Origin of the sequence: Ningiella algicola (genome assembly GCF_028401415.2) — a bacterium.
In the GTDB taxonomy this organism is placed as follows: Bacteria; Pseudomonadota; Gammaproteobacteria; order Enterobacterales; family Alteromonadaceae; genus Glaciecola.
Genome location: NZ_CP171821.2, coordinates 1,152,846 through 1,169,044 on the forward strand (window position 1 = coordinate 1,152,846; position 16,199 = coordinate 1,169,044).

Annotated in this window: 16 protein-coding genes, 1 tRNA gene and 1 pseudogene; 9 read left to right on the plus strand and 9 right to left on the minus strand. The window is 44.3% G+C overall.

The annotated features are described in order from the left end of the window. Positions 1 to 148: 148 nt before the first annotated feature. A pseudogene (locus PN836_RS05135) lies at positions 149 to 613 on the minus strand (mechanosensitive ion channel family protein); the annotation flags it as partial. Between the two features lie 248 nt (positions 614 to 861). Here PN836_RS05135 and PN836_RS05140 point away from each other — a divergent pair. Continuing rightward, positions 862 to 1,434 carry a hypothetical protein gene (locus PN836_RS05140; protein ID WP_395344191.1) on the plus strand — a complete coding sequence of 191 codons (573 nt, stop codon included), beginning with the start codon at positions 862 to 864 and terminating at the stop codon, positions 1,432 to 1,434. Between the two features lie 393 nt (positions 1,435 to 1,827). On the opposite strand, the gene PN836_RS05145 is transcribed toward PN836_RS05140, so the two are convergent. Further along, positions 1,828 to 2,190, minus strand: a complete 363-nt coding sequence (locus PN836_RS05145; protein WP_395344192.1) for a hypothetical protein — start codon at positions 2,188 to 2,190, stop codon at positions 1,828 to 1,830. Positions 2,191 to 2,252: 62 nt separating this feature from the next. After that, positions 2,253 to 2,492: a hypothetical protein gene (locus PN836_RS05150; RefSeq protein WP_395344193.1), complete on the minus strand. Its 240-nt coding sequence runs from the start codon at positions 2,490 to 2,492 to the stop codon at positions 2,253 to 2,255. A 298-nt stretch (positions 2,493 to 2,790) separates the two neighbouring features. Here PN836_RS05150 and PN836_RS05155 point away from each other — a divergent pair, with 298 nt between their 5' ends. Continuing rightward, complete coding sequence (locus tag PN836_RS05155) at positions 2,791 to 2,916, plus strand: hypothetical protein (protein WP_395344194.1); 126 nt, start codon at positions 2,791 to 2,793, stop codon at positions 2,914 to 2,916. Between the two features lie 9 nt (positions 2,917 to 2,925). Continuing rightward, entirely contained in the window at positions 2,926 to 3,468 is a 543-nt protein-coding gene (locus PN836_RS05160; protein ID WP_395344195.1) for an FRG domain-containing protein, read from the plus strand. Positions 3,469 to 3,627: 159 nt separating this feature from the next. On the opposite strand, the gene PN836_RS05165 is transcribed toward PN836_RS05160, so the two are convergent. Continuing rightward, positions 3,628 to 3,704 (minus strand) — tRNA-Pro (locus PN836_RS05165). Positions 3,705 to 3,928: 224 nt separating this feature from the next. On the opposite strand from PN836_RS05165, the gene PN836_RS05170 reads away from it, so the two are divergent. Both PN836_RS05170 and PN836_RS05175 read left to right on the plus strand, forming a co-directional pair. Continuing rightward, positions 3,929 to 4,795, plus strand: coding sequence for a YiiX/YebB-like N1pC/P60 family cysteine hydrolase (locus PN836_RS05170; RefSeq protein ID WP_395344196.1), 867 nt, complete (start codon positions 3,929 to 3,931; stop codon positions 4,793 to 4,795). 92 nt (positions 4,796 to 4,887) lie between these two features. After that, positions 4,888 to 5,238: a DUF1428 domain-containing protein gene (locus PN836_RS05175; protein WP_395344197.1), complete on the plus strand. Its 351-nt coding sequence runs from the start codon at positions 4,888 to 4,890 to the stop codon at positions 5,236 to 5,238. A 206-nt stretch (positions 5,239 to 5,444) separates the two neighbouring features. Here the strand turns inward: PN836_RS05175 and PN836_RS05180 are convergent, their stop codons facing one another. The 3 genes from PN836_RS05180 to apbC all read right to left on the minus strand — a co-directional run bounded on the left by PN836_RS05180 (position 5,445) and on the right by apbC (position 8,019). Next, positions 5,445 to 6,011, minus strand: a complete 567-nt coding sequence (locus PN836_RS05180; protein WP_395344198.1) for an exopolysaccharide biosynthesis protein — start codon at positions 6,009 to 6,011, stop codon at positions 5,445 to 5,447. Positions 6,012 to 6,014: 3 nt separating this feature from the next. Further along, positions 6,015 to 6,611 carry a dCTP deaminase gene (dcd, locus tag PN836_RS05185; protein WP_395344199.1) on the minus strand — a complete coding sequence of 199 codons (597 nt, stop codon included), beginning with the start codon at positions 6,609 to 6,611 and terminating at the stop codon, positions 6,015 to 6,017. A 115-nt stretch (positions 6,612 to 6,726) separates the two neighbouring features. Further along, positions 6,727 to 8,019, minus strand: a complete 1,293-nt coding sequence (apbC, locus tag PN836_RS05190; protein WP_395344200.1) for an iron-sulfur cluster carrier protein ApbC — start codon at positions 8,017 to 8,019, stop codon at positions 6,727 to 6,729. Positions 8,020 to 8,134: 115 nt separating this feature from the next. On the opposite strand from apbC, the gene metG reads away from it, so the two are divergent. Continuing rightward, positions 8,135 to 10,201 carry a methionine--tRNA ligase gene (gene metG, locus PN836_RS05195; RefSeq protein WP_395344201.1) on the plus strand — a complete coding sequence of 689 codons (2,067 nt, stop codon included), beginning with the start codon at positions 8,135 to 8,137 and terminating at the stop codon, positions 10,199 to 10,201. Beyond that, positions 10,198 to 11,169: a hypothetical protein gene (locus PN836_RS05200; protein ID WP_395344202.1), complete on the plus strand. Its 972-nt coding sequence runs from the start codon at positions 10,198 to 10,200 to the stop codon at positions 11,167 to 11,169. Before metG ends, PN836_RS05200 begins: the two co-directional genes overlap by 4 nt. Before the next feature lie 22 nt (positions 11,170 to 11,191). On the opposite strand, the gene PN836_RS05205 is transcribed toward PN836_RS05200, so the two are convergent. Next, positions 11,192 to 11,986, minus strand: a complete 795-nt coding sequence (locus PN836_RS05205) for a methyltransferase domain-containing protein (RefSeq protein ID WP_395344203.1) — start codon at positions 11,984 to 11,986, stop codon at positions 11,192 to 11,194. 179 nt (positions 11,987 to 12,165) lie between these two features. Here PN836_RS05205 and gloB point away from each other — a divergent pair, with 179 nt between their 5' ends. Both gloB and PN836_RS05215 read left to right on the plus strand, forming a co-directional pair. Further along, positions 12,166 to 12,972 carry a hydroxyacylglutathione hydrolase gene (gene gloB, locus PN836_RS05210; protein ID WP_395344204.1) on the plus strand — a complete coding sequence of 269 codons (807 nt, stop codon included), beginning with the start codon at positions 12,166 to 12,168 and terminating at the stop codon, positions 12,970 to 12,972. A gap of 52 nt (positions 12,973 to 13,024) precedes the next feature. Further along, on the plus strand, positions 13,025 to 14,713 hold the full coding sequence (locus PN836_RS05215) for a lytic transglycosylase (protein WP_395344205.1): 1,689 nt from the start codon (positions 13,025 to 13,027) through the stop codon (positions 14,711 to 14,713). Positions 14,714 to 14,743: 30 nt separating this feature from the next. On the opposite strand, the gene cysS is transcribed toward PN836_RS05215, so the two are convergent. After that, positions 14,744 to 16,162, minus strand: a complete 1,419-nt coding sequence (cysS, locus tag PN836_RS05220; protein WP_395344206.1) for a cysteine--tRNA ligase — start codon at positions 16,160 to 16,162, stop codon at positions 14,744 to 14,746. Positions 16,163 to 16,199 lie beyond the last annotated feature (37 nt).

Consider the following 16,199-nt stretch of genomic DNA (forward strand, 5'->3'; position numbering starts at 1 on the left):
GACACTCTTGCATGTTCATTGTGCAAACGCTACGACTCATATTGGTGTTAATCGCTACGCTACACTGAACAGGACGAAAATGAAACAACTGGTGAGGTATGGCACACTCGCTCTCAATCAGGGCTGATGAAAACATGATGACGCCTTACTAGTCAGAAGCTGAATCAAGAGAGTATTTCGACATGTCACTGCTCTCTTGATGAGTATTTAATGCGCGTATTGGGTATGGGATAACAATTCCCTCTTTCGCGTAGCGTTTGTGAAGTGCCTTTATAAACTCTGAGCGAATAAAAAATCGATTAAAGTATTCTTGCGCTCGCAGCATAACAGTGAGGTTAATACTTGAGTTATCGAAGCCTGTAAAAATCACAAAGGTATCATAATCAGCAATGCCCCACTTGTGGCTTTGTAGAATTTCTTTGGCCACTTCGAGCGTGACACGTTCAACTTGATCTAGGTCAGAATCATAATGAACACCTAATTCAACAGGAACCGACAATTGCTTTTCCGGGTAATAATAATTAATGATTTTTGATTGAGCTAACACACTGTTGGGCATAATAACGACGTTATTCGGCAACATCTTTATCCAGGTAGAGCGCCAGCCAATTTTTAATTAGGGGATAGCGAGAAAAGTGTCGAGTTTTTTTACATACTTTTTACCATTATTCTCAACTGATTGTATTTACAAGAAAATTTACTTGGCTCTTTAATTGCTTATTTTATTGCTCATATCATATTGATTCGCAACTATTCATACTCAAAGGCAAATGTCCTTAGGATTAAGTATGTGAACGCATGTTTATCCATCTGCCCTAAGTCAATAATAGTGTTACAAAAAATAGTTTAAAAAGGACTACCATGAAAAACATAATAAGGCTCGTTATATTGCCTATTGCGATGCTTTTTGCTGCAAGTGCACAATCAGCTCTAATTACATTTAACTTCATAGATACTGATGAAAGAGGCCTGCTTTCTTATACTGACACACAGCAAGGTTTGACGTTAACGGTGGACAATCCAAAAGGTAATGACATATTTGACGAAAACAGCTTTGGATTTATATTAGGCGGTTTATTCCTTGACGGTGGATTTGCGCCTTCTGTAGATTTTACATTTTCGCAAGACGTTAGTTTAGTTAGTTTCACCCTTGCCAACGACGATATAGGCACTACATTTGATTTAACGCAGGGCACTGTTCAATCGCTTAGTCAAAGCTTAGACGTCTTAGGAACATTTAGCTTTAACAACACCAATTCAGTGTTTAATGCAAATCAAGCGATCACGCTGCTTCATAGCAATCACGATGGTGCAGGTTTCTCATTCAGCTCATTTACTGTCGAAACGGTGAGCCCAGTATCGAATGCGCCTTTGCTTTCATTAGTGACTTTGGCTGCCCTTGCAGTATTTTGGCGACGCAAATTTACAGTGTAGCGTTACATCACGACGTTTTACGATGTATTAACAAGTTAGAAAAGGAGCTTGAACGCTCCTTTTTTTATTGGTCTTAAGTTTCAATTAAGCTTGTACAATTCTTATTTAAACGCAGATTTGAGATAAAAAATTTTTCCTTCATTTAAACCTTTCCAATTTTGGAAACGACACACTAAATAAGCGCATATTTAAAGTGCGAACACTTTTGTAAAACAGAGCTTAGATATAGTCTAAATAAACTAAAAACTGACTGAAGGCTTGGTGCCGCGAGCCGTCGCGTAAATGATTAGTATTGCATGTGGACTTTGCAAAACAAGCGTCGCTCAATGTTTTAAATACTTTGATTTCTTGACACGACGTCTGTTTCAATGCATCGGTATCGCATTTTGAGAGCTACTTCTGAATGCATTGCCGAATCAGGAAATAGTTTGCTTTTTCGATGATGAAAATAAATACTAGCATGCTTAGCCAGCCTACTGCGGTTGCCGCGATATCCATCGGATCGAAAGTACGCTCGTCTATTTGGATTTGCAATATTTCATAGATAATGAGCCCAACCGAACAATAAAGGCTATTGATAACCAAATGACTTTTTAGGATTGCTAGCGCTAATCCGCTTACGACGAATACACTTAGAAAGTTTGGCGCAGTATCGAGTATAAGTATAGGTAGTGTTGTTGGTGCATTAATTCGAATGTCTGTTACGAGACCATTCAAATGATACGCTAATCCGGCAAACGCAAGATACAAAAGCATTCTAGGAGCATGCTTAAAAGAAGCTCGAAGGCTTCTTTTAAGATGCCAAAACCAAAAAGAAATCATGGATTTTCTCGGCGCTCGTCCTCTCGTTGCTGCGAGCGCGTTATTCTATCTATTCGTCTTTTCCAGTATCGATAACTTGCTCGCGCAGACGCGGTGCTCTTATCCAAGTAACTATCGATGCCTTCTTTACCGCCAATAGCCTCATAAACATAGGCGCCCGCAACCCCGTAGCCTATCGTAACAAGTGGATGTCCGCCGCTAACACTCGCCATCTCATCAGTATTTAAGTTCTGCATTTTAATTTCTCCTTGTTCATATTAAGCATCAAATGCAGATTCATCATAGCAACCCTAAGTCTAGCATCTACTGATCTAAAGCCTGCTTTTTGGTCTTCTGCCCAACGGCGTTATAGGGCGAGTCGCTGTCACACTGAAACTGTTTCGTGATACCTATGATCTATCATTTCATGAGGATATAAAAGGAGCTATTTTCATTCTAGGGTTTGAATTGAGTGAGTCACCAAAACTCTCTCATATACCGTTTAGTACCAGATAGGTTTGGGATAGATACGTATTATGAAAAGGTATATCGAAGGTGACTACATCGCAACGTGGAAAAAATAGCCCTAAACTCGCAGATAAGGAACAACCGTCTGATAAACCCTATCATGCAAGAGGCATGAGTTGGGCTCAGCGCCCGGTAGCCGCCACTGCTGATTAAGAGGCTTTAGTGCAAATTGAAAAATCAATGCTAAAACAGTTCAAAATCCAAGCTTACATTTTTATCAAAGAATCCCCTTCGAACGATTTTGAATGGCTAGCTCTTGCACAACACTTCGGGCTGCCAACACGCCTCATGGACTGGACTTTCAACCCGCTTGTTGCATTGTTCTTTGCTGTAGAGAATGAGCACGAAACAGACGCGGCAGTTTATTGTGCTATGCCAAGTGGTGGGCTAACGATTGAAACCATTTTATTTTCGCCGGATGGCATCTTTAATACCACTCACAAGGCCTTTAGAATTGTCCCCGATAGAAAACAAGTACGGTATCCAAATCAGAACGGACTTTTCACGCTCCACCTAAACCCTAAAGTCTGTGATGTGCAAAATTTTCAACAAAAGTTGCTAATACCTGCAAGTGCTAGAGAGAGCATTAGATGGCGGCTGCGTTCGATTGGGATTACGAAAGCATTCATCTATAACACGCTAGAAGGTTTAAGCCATGATATCGTTAAAGACCGCAAACGTATGTACGAGGACTTCTTTAACTAGGTGTGTCGAACGCGATACATTAACAGCGTTATTCTCTATTTTGAGTTCACTATAAACTCACAATAAAAGTGATTTTAGACCGCTACCCGTGACATAACCGTGTGACATATTCGAAAATGTTATAATGAAACTTAGATGAGGGCTACAGGCCTTTAGAATTGGTCGGTGTGAGAGGATTTGAACCTCCGACCCCTGACACCCCATGACAGTGCGCTACCAAGCTGCGCCACACACCGACCGAAGCACAGCATTATATTGATTGAGCATTAAAAAGCTACCGTTTTTCTAGTCAAACCTTTACATTTTTTGCTTCTCCTTGAAATCGCCTAAGAATCGAGCCATTGCATGGATACCATGACCTCGCTTCGAAGCAATCGCCGTGTCACCCTTATAAGACATATGAGCTACAATAAGCAATAATAAAAATGCGCTGATCGATGACGTCGCGAGGGGACAAACATTGGATAAACCAGACACACAAAAACACATCAAGCCATGGTCCAAATTTGCCAGCGCAATTGGCGCTCGGCTCGCTTCATTCTTAACAAAACCACGTACTGGCTACCGCAGTTTTAGCACACTCACTGCTGAGCAACTTCGCGAAAATTTAAAGCCAGGTGATTTGATTTTAGTCGAAGGCAACAGCCGAGTTAGTTCAGCTATCAAGTACATCACGCAGTCTACCTGGTCGCATGTTTGTATGTATATTGGTGAAAACACCACCCGTGGAGACCATACCCCTGAAACCCCTGACGCTGAACAAACCCCTCTCCTACAGCTTCTTGAGGCCGATTTAACTGAAGGGGTAATTACCTCACCATTGGACAAGTACGACGGATTCAACTTGCGGATTTGCAGGCCCGTAAACCTCTCTGAAAGCGATACGCAAGCGCTCATTGCATTTGCAGTTAGTCGTTTAGGCCATCAATACGACAAAAAGAATATTGTCGATTTAATGCGGTATTTAATGCCTACTCCTCCAATACCTCAGCGGTTTAGGCGGGGCTTATTAGAGTTTGGTAGCGGCGATCCAACAAAGGCCATTTGCTCCACGCTTGTTGCGCAAAGCTTTCAATCCATTAGCTATCCAATATTACCAATACAGCTGAATCAGGATGGAGAGGCCTTAAATATTGAGGATGCGCCTCTGGTAAAGCCCCTTTCTAGAATTAAACATCTGTTAGGTAAAAACAAAAAGGTCTTGTCTCGTCGACATTACAGTCACTACACACCCAGAGACTTTGATTTATCACCTTACTTTGAAATCATCAAACCCACTATCCGATGCGGCTTTGATTACAAACAAATTAACTGGGCAAACGACTAAGTCGCACTTATGGATTCAACAGGCTTGCTCACTTGACAATGAACCACTATAGGTAGATAACTTACAGACCGCTGATCTAATAAGGAAGCATCATGGCTTATGTAGACGGATTTTTATTAGCAGTACCTAAAGACAAAAAAGCAGAATACACAAAAATGGCAAAAACCTGCTTAGATATCTGGAAGGAAGAGTACGGTTTACTTGCTGGCAAAGAATGCTGGGGTGACGACGTTCCCGACGGAGAACACACTTCTTTCCCTATGGCAGTCAAACTCGAAGAAGGCGAAAACGTCGTTTTCTCTTGGACAATTTGGCCTGACAAAGAGACTCGCAATAATGCATGGGCAAAATGTCAGGAAGACGAGCGCTTTAAGAACATGGACATGGCCTTTGATGGGAAGCGCATGATGTGGGGCGGCTTTGAAGTGTTAATAGAAGTTTAGTATTTCAAAAGCAATCATTGTCAGCCCTTGGTGCTAAATCGACCAAATGGTGCTGCACTAAGAGACTGACTTTAATGTAAGCGACTTTATCGCTAGCACAGGTGTGGCAAAACTTTTTACCGCTATCGGACGGCGTAGCGCTGAGATTTTGCGTTGCCACTACAAACACAAAAGTGAGATTGAAGCATTTGGTACTTCGGCGTAGCTCAAAGAACCTGCGTATAAACCAAATACCCGCTGACGACCGATAGTATAACGCCGATAACTGACATCACGCCATCTTCTGTACTGATGCTCAATCCCAGCATCAAAACAGCTGCAGCAGGCAGTGCCGCGGCAAAGGGCACAATTTCTAAAGGGATCATTAAAAGTGCGGTAAGTCCGGCAACCGCCGATATGACACGTTTGCCTACCTCATTCGTCAAAAATGATAAGCGCGGTTTGAACACCTTGTCGATACGTTTAGTGTAGGGTTCAAATTTCTCTACGCCAGATTTAAGCTTATCTCGGCCAATTTCGATTTTTTTGAGCTTGTTAGGTAGCCACGGATGGCTTTTCCCCGCAATAATTTGAAGTACTATCAGCAGTATGCTTAAGCCGCAAATACTGGGTATGCCGGGAATAGCGCCTGTGGGCAGAAGCGCAACAAGGGCTGGTGCGATAAGCAAGGGCCCAAAACCACGACTCTCAAGCTGCGACACTACATCATTGATGGTTGTCGTATCTCCGTCAGTGTCATCGGAAATTTTGTTGAGTATCTCGGTAAGGTTCAAGGTTTACTCCTTACCCGCATCATCCCCGCTAATGCGGCTCGCAATTGCCCCATCTTGGTTGCGATACTTGGCATCTTCTCTTGAGTTATAGGGGCGCTGAGCATGGCCGCTTAACATTTCAAAGCTAATTGCGCCTATTTTCATGCCCGGCTTGAGCGCAAGCGGCAGCTTTCCTGAGTTGAAAAACTCAAGGACGATATTGCCTGACCAGCCTGGGTCAATCCTATGCGCCGTGACGTGCACCATGAGGCCGAGTCTTGCCAAAGAAGACCGACCGTCTAACCAGCCCACAATATTATCAGGCAAGCTTATGGATTCATGTGTAACGGCAATAGCAAGCTCTCCAGGGTGCAGAAAGAAAGACTCATCTGGCCCAATATCAATTTCATCCGACATGACTCTATCAAGCGCTGCTTGCACTTGTGCCTTTGGGCCGCTTAAGTCGATATAGGGCGCCGCATGGTCTTGAAATACACGGAACTTGTTACCTAGGCGAACATCAACCGTGACTCCGCTAATTTGGTCCTGCACAGGCGCAGGCGCAATTGCAATCTTTCCTTCGTTAAGGTACTTGATGATGTCCGTGTCGCATAAACGCATGAGATGCCTTTTGTCTTAGTGTTATTAGGTCGATGAAAGCTAGCGCCTGAATTATGCGCACTGCCTGTGGCCTTGGCAACAGCTTTATGCAAAAGCCAGTGACAAGGTCAGTGCTTTACAGTTGCGTAATATCTATTTGCGCTGCATCAGAGGCCATTGAGTGCTTAGCCAGGTCAGAGATTTGCAAGCGATGACACATTTGCAAGGACAACCGTTGTGCCCCCTGCATGAAAATCTTAGTCAAAACGTGGTCGGCTTGTTCGTTGATGATAGAGCGCCCATTGTCAGAATACTCTCTAAGCGCTGGATCAAGCGGCACTTCAGCTAAAAGAGGCACTTCATATTTATTTACCAAGGTCTGTGCACCCTCTTTATCAAAAATATGGCTTTGATGATGACACTGCGGGCACTCGAAGTAGCTCATGTTCTCTATTATACCAAGCACCGGCACATCTAATTTGTTGAACATCGCAATGCCTTTTTCGGCATCGCTTAGCGCAATAGTTTGAGGTGTGGTGACGATCACTGCGGCTGTCAAAGGAAGTTGTTGGGCCATGGTTAACTGAATATCGCCCGTGCCGGGGGGCATATCCACAATTAAATAGTCTAGCAGTGGCCAGTTGGTCTCATTTGCAAGCTGTGTCAGCGCTTTGCTTGCCATCGGTCCTCGCCATATTGAGGCATGGTCGTTTTTGACCAAATAACCGATGGAGTTAGACACCAATCCATGCGCAGGAACGGGTATCATGTGTTTGTTATCGGAGCTTTGTGGTGAAGCATTTACCGTGTTAAGCATGATTGGAATGCTAGGACCATAAATGTCAGCATCGAGTATGCCAACCCTTGCACCTTGTGCGCGAAGCGCCATGGCTAAATTTACTGCGGTCGCCGATTTACCGACGCCGCCCTTGCCTGATGACACCGCGATGATGTTTTTGACGTTTTTTATCAGCGATTGTTTTGTCTTAAAAATCGGAATATTGTACTCCACTGATATGGCTATCTTCTCGCGTTGAAAATCATGCGCTAATGCAGATAACCCATCTACGGTTGCTAGTCCTTTACGGACAAACTCGATTAAATCAGCCTCAGCGCTGGCACACGCGAAACCAAGCTTTACGAGATAGTGATTGTCTTTTCTGGAGGGGAGTACCTGCACAAATTTTGAAATGTCTTGAGGATCTTGAAGATTCACAGGGTTTGAATCATCGGCACCTTCTTTCGCTAGCTTATGGAAGCTGCCAGCTAAACCCTGCACAAAAAAAGAGACGCACAAGTCCTTAATATGATCTAAGTCACTTTGCAGCTCAGCAACAGTAATTTGGCCATCCGTCCCATCACTTTCGACAGATGTCGCTTCATTTTTCGTTTTGTTCTTGTTTTTGTTTTTATTTGTACGAAAGAACATATACCGCCTCGTATTAATCTTAGAACAAGCTATCAATATTAATGCAAAATTACGCGCTTTGGGCTAACATCTGCGCCCTATCAATCAAACTACAGCAATACAGGTTACGCTTTACATGCAAGAAAGTCAGTTGCAAGCACGCAAGCGCCGCATTTTAGTCACAAGTGCCCTTCCCTATGCTAATGGCTCTATTCATTTAGGCCATTTGCTTGAGCATATTCAGACCGATATCTGGGTGCGTTTCCAGCGCCTTCGTGGAAACACATGCTACAGCGTATGTGCCGATGACGCGCACGGTACGCCGGTCATGCTAAAAGCGCAAGAGCTTGGTATCACGCCCGAGGAAATGGTGGCTCAAACACGCAAAGAGCACCACCAAGACTTGCTCGACTTTCATGTAGATTACAATAACTACTATGTGACTCACTCGCCGGAAAACAAGGCTTTTTGCGAACTCATTTACAAACGCTTAGATGACGCAGGTTACATATCTAAGCGGTCAATCAATCAATTATACGACCCTGAAAAAGAGATGTTCCTGCCGGATCGCTTTGTAAAAGGCACTTGCCCTAAATGCGGGGCCGAGGATCAAAACGGCGACAACTGTGATGTATGCGGCGCAACATACTCTCCAACGGAGCTCAAAAACCCGCGCTCAGTAGTATCCGGCGCACAGCCGGTGATGAAAGAATCTGAGCACTACTTTTTTGACCTACCGCAGTTTGAAGGCATGTTGAAAGAGTGGATAAACAGCGGTGCTGTACAAAAAGAAATGGCGAACAAGTTCAATGAGTGGTTTGAGCAAGGTCTGCAACAGTGGGATATTAGCCGTGATGCGCCCTATTTTGGTTTTGAAATCCCTGGCGCGCCGAATAAGTTTTTCTACGTATGGGTAGACGCGCCAGTTGGTTATATGGCGAGCTTTAGAAACTACTGCGAAGCCCAAGGCATTGACGACACGCCCTATTGGAGCAATAACAACGACACTGAGCTTTATCACTTTATTGGTAAAGACATTGCCTACTTCCACTGCTTATTTTGGCCTGCAATGCTTGAAGGCGCGGGCTACAGAAAGCCTACCGGTGTCAACATTCATGGCTTTGTAACAGTAAACGGCGCGAAAATGTCAAAATCCAAAGGGACGTTTATTAAAGGACGCACCTATCTTGACCACTTAAATCCTGAGTATTTGCGTTATTACTACGCGAGCAAACTCAATGATGGCGTGAGCGATATCGACCTTAACTTGCCGGATCTAGCACAAAAGGTAAATGCAGATTTGGTCGGTAAAGTCGTCAATATTGCATCTCGCTGTGCAGGCTTTATCACGAAACGTTTTGATGCGAAGCTTTCCGACAACATTATTGATCAAGCACTTCTCACGCAATTCCAAGAAGCCGAAGACGACATTGCCTACGCATTTGAGTCGCGTCAGTATCACAAGGCTATTCGCGAAATTATGCATTTAGCCGATAAGGCTAATCAGTATATTGATGCACAAGCACCTTGGGTCACCATCAAAGACAACAGCAAACAATCCTTTACACACGATGTATGCTCCCTAGGTATTCACATGTTCAGAATCTTGATGATTTATTTAACGCCTGTGCTACCGAAACTGTCTGAACAAGCGCAAGCCTTTTTAAATGATGATTTTTCGTGGGACGGCGCACAAACGGTGAAAACCGGGCACAGTATCAATAAATTCAAAGCGATGATGCAGCGCGTAGACATGGATAAAATTGAAGCGATGGTTGAGGCAAGTAAAGAGAACCTTAAAGAGACACCTTCGAAAAAGTTAAGCTACGAGACAGCAGGTTCAACTAGCTCCAATCTTTCTGCTGACCCCATTAGCGACACCATATCATTCGAAGACTTTGCAAAAGTCGATTTGCGCGTTGTTAAAATTGTTCATGCTGAAGCCGTCGAGCAAGCCGACAAGCTTTTGCGCCTTGAACTCGACCTAGGCGGTGAAACCCGTCAGGTATTTGCGGGTATTAAATCCGCTTACGACCCGCAAAATCTCATTGGCAAACACACTGTTATGGTTGCCAACCTTGCGCCACGCAAAATGCGCTTTGGCGTATCTGAGGGTATGGTGCTTGCGGCGGGTCCTGGTGGCAAAGATTTATTTATTCTAAACCCAGACGAGGGCGCCCAAGCAGGTATGCGAGTAAAATGATGCGGACGCTATTTTTGCATGTTGGTCCAACAAAAACGGGAACCAGTGCAATACAAGCTTATTTTAAGGACCGGTCTTTCGCATCGCTCCACTACCCTAAGATTGGTCGTTGGGCAGATGGTTCTCATCATAAGCTTATGTTCGCAAGCCATGGCAGAAAGCAACATGGAGCAACTGAAATCCCTGACTGGCCCTTAATAAAAGAAGAGTTGATAGAGGAAATCGCGGCCACTGAGAAAAATGTCTTACTTAGCTCAGAGGTTTGTCAGCCAAATTTTGTTGCCCAAATCCAAGATATTATTGAGACATTCCACTTCAAGCTAATCGTCTTATTAGTATATCGAAGCGCTCAAGAACGCGCCGCCTCTGTATACAATCAAAGCGTAAAAGATCCACTTGTAGGCATGCATCTTGAGCCGGCGGAATTTCTTAGGCAAAACAGCGAGCAACTAAAAATCAGGCCGCTGTATGAGAGATGGTACGCAGTTTCGCAAAACATAAGGCTACTGCCATATTTTGATGAGCGTCCACTAATTGACAGGTTCTGCGATACCGTCTGCGTCGAATATGAACCCAGCGCGGTTAACACGATATATAACCGATCAATGGGTGGTCACGCCTTACTCGCAATGCTGCTTGCAAACCAGATTTTGACTTCCGATTCTGAACGTTCAGCATTTTTTGAAGCTATGCGTCAGCTAACAGATTTTCACATCTGGTCAGGCAATTCATACCCGTTTGATGCATCGGAAGTTCAGGAGATATCGACGCAATATCATGATGATCATATGTGGGCCATGTCCGTCATTCACAAAGTTAGTAGCAAGGCCAACAAAACTACTCACCATGAGCGCTTTACACTTAGTCCAGTCCAATGCGAAAAAATACGCGATTTGTTTATCAAACAAGGTCTGTACAGCGCTAATCAAGGGCTTATAGATAGTTCAATAGCGCGTTTTGCTAGCTAAGGAAGCTAAACCTTCTCGACACTTAGGCAACTACATCGTCCTCTTCTTTTATATCATTTGACTCTTTAATTAAATGATATAGCTCCGTTCTAATCGACGCAGCCGCTGGGCTTGATGCAAATTTTGGATTCAATTGCCATTTTGGTTTAATAGGCGAAAGCGGTATTTCACGTTTGCGCGCAACAATAATATACATGGACGAAAACCACGGTAAATATCGCTTACACCATTTTTGTATGCGGCTTTTTTGATTAAGTGTTTTGCGCATAAACAAGCCGGAATACATCACTTGTTCTTGTTGGATAATTTCAAAATCTAATAGCTGCAGCCAGTCTTTGATTCGAGCCGCAGTAAAAAACCGCCCTTGATGAAGAATATTCTTGCGATTTATTGGCAAGTATTTCATCACCCCTGCCAGACTAAAGGGGTTAAATCCGGCAATAATAACGTGACCATTCGCCGTAATTGCACGGTCAATTTCTCGAATAATCTGATGAGGGTCTTGCGCAAAATCAAGTTCAGCAGTGAGTAAGAATGCATCGACGCTGTTATTTTGCAGCGGCAGGCGACAGGACTTTGACTGCACATGGCAGGCATCTTGAGTATTTTGCGCTAAATTATATTGATTTTTGATTGGGCAGGCTGAGGCATCTAACTGCGAACTCAAATTCCCAAGTTTGACCAAGTAATAGCCAAACACTCGCTCCAAAATAGGCGCAATGGCCCGCTCAAGCTCAATACGCACATTTTCACCCTGACTTAAAGACAGCCATGCTTTTGGATACTTAGGGCGCTTAATTATTCGCGCTTCGCGCATTAGCAAATTGCTTTCCTTTGACTGACACGGTACATTCCGACCTTACATTAGGACGGCGCACTTGTACAACAGGTTCAACCGACAAAAAATACTGAACGAAACCTGATAATAGCCATCTAAGATAGACTTTATACGTATGAAAAATAGACGAACATATAATAAGAATATTAAATAGGTTTATGACTCAATCCATGTCCGACATCAGCATCTTCCCAATCAAAGCCTTTGAAGATAACTATATTTGGTGTATTCATGACCATGAGCGCGCAGTGGTAGTTGACCCGGGTGACGCTAAACCGGTTTTAGATTACTTAACGCAGCATTCACTTTTATTGAGCGAAATATTAATCACCCACCATCATTATGACCACACCGGCGGTATCCAAAGGCTTTGCGAAGCCGTTAATCACCTTACCGTTATTGGGCCGCACAACCCCAAAATTAGTGGACTAACGGCCAAGGTTCGCGAAGGTGATACTGTATCTGTGCTAAGTGATAAGGTGTCGTTCGACGTTATCGAAACTCCCGGCCATACAATGGATCATATTGCGTTTTACAATGACCACTGGCTTTTTTGCGGTGACACCTTATTTTCTGTTGGTTGCGGAAGAATGTTTGAGGGGACGCCTGAGATATTCTTAGCGTCGCTTGATAAATTAGCAGCTTTGCCTTCCAGTTTAGCGGTGTATTGTACCCATGAATATACCTTGGCAAATTTGCAGTTTGCCCGCCATTTATTGCCTCACGATTCAGCATTAAGCGATTATGAGCAATGGGCGAAGCAAATGCGTGCACAGGGTGAGATTACACTGCCAAGCAGCATCGCGCAGCAAAAACATCTAAACCCTTACTTGCGCTGCCACGACAAAGCATTTCAGCAAATTATTGCAGAACAATTAGCGATTGAGGCGAATGAAGCTGGCACAGACATTGCTCGCGCTATTAGCACATTTGCCGCCATTCGCTCTGCCAAAGATCATTTTTAAACCGAGAATGGTTGAAGCTCAGATTAACGCGAATAATAAGAATTAGGATGTTATGAAACTTTTATTTTGGATATTTTTAGCGCTAGTCATTAGCGGTTGTAGTCTTACCGAGGCGCCAGATGCCGAATCCCCAGAGCTTACAACAAGTCAGATAACTGATGAAAACAAGGTCACTGACCTTTCTTCATTAGAGCCATGCAGAATTAATCACGAGACCAGTGGTAATCAGCAAAAAATGGCGGCTGGAGGCCATGAGCAAGAAGCCTGCATCGAAAGTCAAGAAGGTGTCGCAAAGCTCATTCACCCCACCCAAGAAGTTGACGTTCCGCTACCCTTGCCCGAAACAATCCCAGCGGAGGTTGAAGCTAACTTATGGAAGTATATTGCGAAAAACGTTTCGCTGGAGGTTCCAACTGGCGAGCCGCGTCTAGAGGCACAAAAACGTTGGTATCTGCGTCACCCCGATTACATGAAGCGCGTTTCAAAGCGTGCTACGCCTTTCCTGTATTACATTGTAAAAGAGCTCGAAGCGAACGACATACCATTAGATATTGCGCTTTTACCCATTGTTGAAAGCGCCTTTGACCCCTTTGCCTATTCTTCCGGACGGGCAGCAGGTATGTGGCAATTTATCCCCGGTACCGGCAAACGTTTCGGTATGCCGCAAAACTGGTGGTATGACGGTAGGCGCGATGTGGTTGCATCAACTCAAGGCGCTATTGCATATTTAAAGTATCTTCACAATATGTTTGACGGCAACTGGATGCATGCGCTTGCTGCATACAACAGCGGTGAAGGTCGAGTACAGCGAGCGATACGCAAAAATAAGCGCGCTGGCAAGGCCACCGATTTTTGGTCACTAGATTTGCCTAAAGAAACCCGAGCATATGTGCCCAAGTTACTCGCACTATCCGACATGCTCAAAAATGCTGAAAACTATAATTTCAAATGGCCGGTCATTGATAATGTTGAAGTCATTCAAGTAGTTAATGTGGGCTCACAAATCGACTTAGCGAAAGCCGCACAAATGGCGAACTTAACGCTACCGGAACTGCAAGCCCTTAATCCTGGCTTTAATCAATGGGCAACTAATCCACAAGGCCCTCACCGATTAGTGCTGCCACTCGACAGAGCAGAGAGTTTTGGACTTGCGCTGAACAATACACCAGAAAATGAGCGCCTGAACTGGGAGCGCCACAAGATAAGAAGCGGCGAAAGCATTGGTAAAATTGCTAAACAATACAACACCAATGTTGATGTGATTAGGCGGATTAACAACATTAAGGGCAATACTATTTACGCCGGCGATCATCTGCTTGTTCCTGTCGCGTTAAGCGAGCTTGATGCCTACGCGCTAAATGCGGCTCAGAATCTTTATCACACTAGTAGCAATCGCTCTCAACAGGCGAAATTCACTCACACGGTGCAATCTGGTGACACGCTCTGGGACATCGCCGGATTGCACAAAGTCAGTGTTAATGATTTGGCAAGATGGAATCGCATGTCGACGCGCGACACTTTAAAGCTTGGCAAAAAACTTACGGTATATCAAAAAGGAAGCAGTACAGATTCTCGACGCTCAGTGACTTACAGCGTGCGCAGAGGCGACTCACTGTCGTTGATTGCCAGTAAATTTCAAGTAAAGGTGAATGACATCTTGCGTTGGAATTCGCTAAGTAAGAATAAGTATTTGCAGCCAGGTCAACAGCTTACACTTTTGGTTGATATCACCAAAAGCTAAGCTGCAAATATAAGTGAGGCAGCAGGCGCTTTAAAGCTTGCGCCATGTTGTGCCTGCAGCGCCGTCCTCTAATACTACACCTAGTGCGGTCAGTTCGTCTCTGGCAGCATCGGCTTGCGGCCAATCCTTATCGCTTCGAGCTTGATTACGCTTGGCAATAAGCGCGTCAACTTTCGCTGCAAAATCATCATCTTGTTCACCTGCTCCTTGCAAGTAAGCATCAGGATCGCTTTGCAATATGCCTAATATGGCACCTAACCGTTTTAGAATACTCGCTAAACGAACGGCAGAATCGCTGACTCTATCAAGCTTATTTAGCTCTTTTGCTACATCAAACAAAACTGAAAACGCCACGGGCATGTTAAAGTCGTCATTCATCGCCGCCTCAAAACGCTCAAGGTAGCCGCCGAATGACAAGTCAAATTGCGCGTGAACGCTATCGCTTAATTCAAAGCCTCTAAGTGCCGTGTATAAGCGCTCTAGTCCTGCCCTTGCTTGATTAATGTTATCTTGCGAGTAGCTTAGTTGGCTGCGATAGTGTGCCGACATGAGGAAAAAGCGTAAGGTTTCGGCATCGTGCTTTTGCAAGACGTCACGCAGGGTAAAAAAATTGCCCAAAGACTTAGACATCTTTTCGTTATCGACCTGCACCATTCCAGTATGCATCCACGTGTTAACGTAGTCGGTATCAAAGGCACAGCATGACTGCGCTACTTCATTTTCATGATGGGGGAAAATGAGATCAGAGCCACCGCCGTGAATATCAAAATGCGCCCCCAAATGTTTGTGATTCATTGCCGAACATTCTATATGCCAGCCCGGACGACCTTTGCCCCAAGGAGAATCCCAGCTTGGCTCATCAGGCTTTGCTGATTTCCAAAGCACAAAGTCCAACGGATCTTGTTTGTCGGAGGTTGTTTGCACGCGAATACCGGCCTGTAGCTGCGATAAGTCCTGCTTTGATAGCTTGCCGTATTGCTCAAATGCGCTGACATCAAATAGCACATCACCTGAATCGGAGACGTAGGCATAGTCTTTTTCAATCAAACGTTCAATCACGTCGATTATTTCAGGCATATGCGTGGTGACTTTCGGTTCAATGTCCGGCTCAAGCAAATTCAAAGCGGCAAAATCTTCATGCATCATGGCGATGGTGCGTTCGGTCAAGTCACTTGGACTTTCACCGTTCTCTGCTGCACGAGCAATTATTTTGTCGTCAACATCGGTAATATTACGCACGTAGGTCACGTCAAACCCAAGGTGGCGTAAATAGCGCACAATGATATCGAAACTTAAATAGGTTCGAGCATGTCCCATATGACATAAATCATAAACGGTGATGCCGCACACATACATACCTACTTTATTCGCATGCAGAGGCACAAATACCTCCTTTTTCCGACTAAGTGTGTTGTATATATGTAAGGCGCCTGCCTGATTTTCTGTCATGTAATAGTACCTGTTCATTGTTGGTGCACGGTTTGTA

What these genes read in the sequence shown, in the direction of transcription:
- PN836_RS05175 (WP_395344197.1), top strand. Translation starts at nt 4,888, where the DNA reads ATGGCTTATGTAGACGGATTTTTATTAGCAGTACCTAAAGACAAAAAA.
- PN836_RS05200 (WP_395344202.1), top strand. Translation starts at nt 10,198, where the DNA reads ATGATGCGGACGCTATTTTTGCATGTTGGTCCAACAAAAACGGGAACC.
- PN836_RS05150 (WP_395344193.1), bottom strand. Translation starts at nt 2,492, where the DNA reads ATGCAGAACTTAAATACTGATGAGATGGCGAGTGTTAGCGGCGGACAT.
- PN836_RS05215 (WP_395344205.1), top strand. Translation starts at nt 13,025, where the DNA reads ATGAAACTTTTATTTTGGATATTTTTAGCGCTAGTCATTAGCGGTTGT.
- gloB (WP_395344204.1), top strand. Translation starts at nt 12,166, where the DNA reads ATGACTCAATCCATGTCCGACATCAGCATCTTCCCAATCAAAGCCTTT.
- apbC (WP_395344200.1), bottom strand. Translation starts at nt 8,019, where the DNA reads ATGTTCTTTCGTACAAATAAAAACAAAAACAAGAACAAAACGAAAAAT.
- metG (WP_395344201.1), top strand. Translation starts at nt 8,135, where the DNA reads ATGCAAGAAAGTCAGTTGCAAGCACGCAAGCGCCGCATTTTAGTCACA.
- dcd (WP_395344199.1), bottom strand. Translation starts at nt 6,611, where the DNA reads ATGCGTTTATGCGACACGGACATCATCAAGTACCTTAACGAAGGAAAG.
- PN836_RS05140 (WP_395344191.1), top strand. Translation starts at nt 862, where the DNA reads ATGAAAAACATAATAAGGCTCGTTATATTGCCTATTGCGATGCTTTTT.
- PN836_RS05205 (WP_395344203.1), bottom strand. Translation starts at nt 11,986, where the DNA reads ATGCGCGAAGCGCGAATAATTAAGCGCCCTAAGTATCCAAAAGCATGG.
- PN836_RS05145 (WP_395344192.1), bottom strand. Translation starts at nt 2,190, where the DNA reads ATGCTTTTGTATCTTGCGTTTGCCGGATTAGCGTATCATTTGAATGGT.
- cysS (WP_395344206.1), bottom strand. Translation starts at nt 16,162, where the DNA reads ATGACAGAAAATCAGGCAGGCGCCTTACATATATACAACACACTTAGT.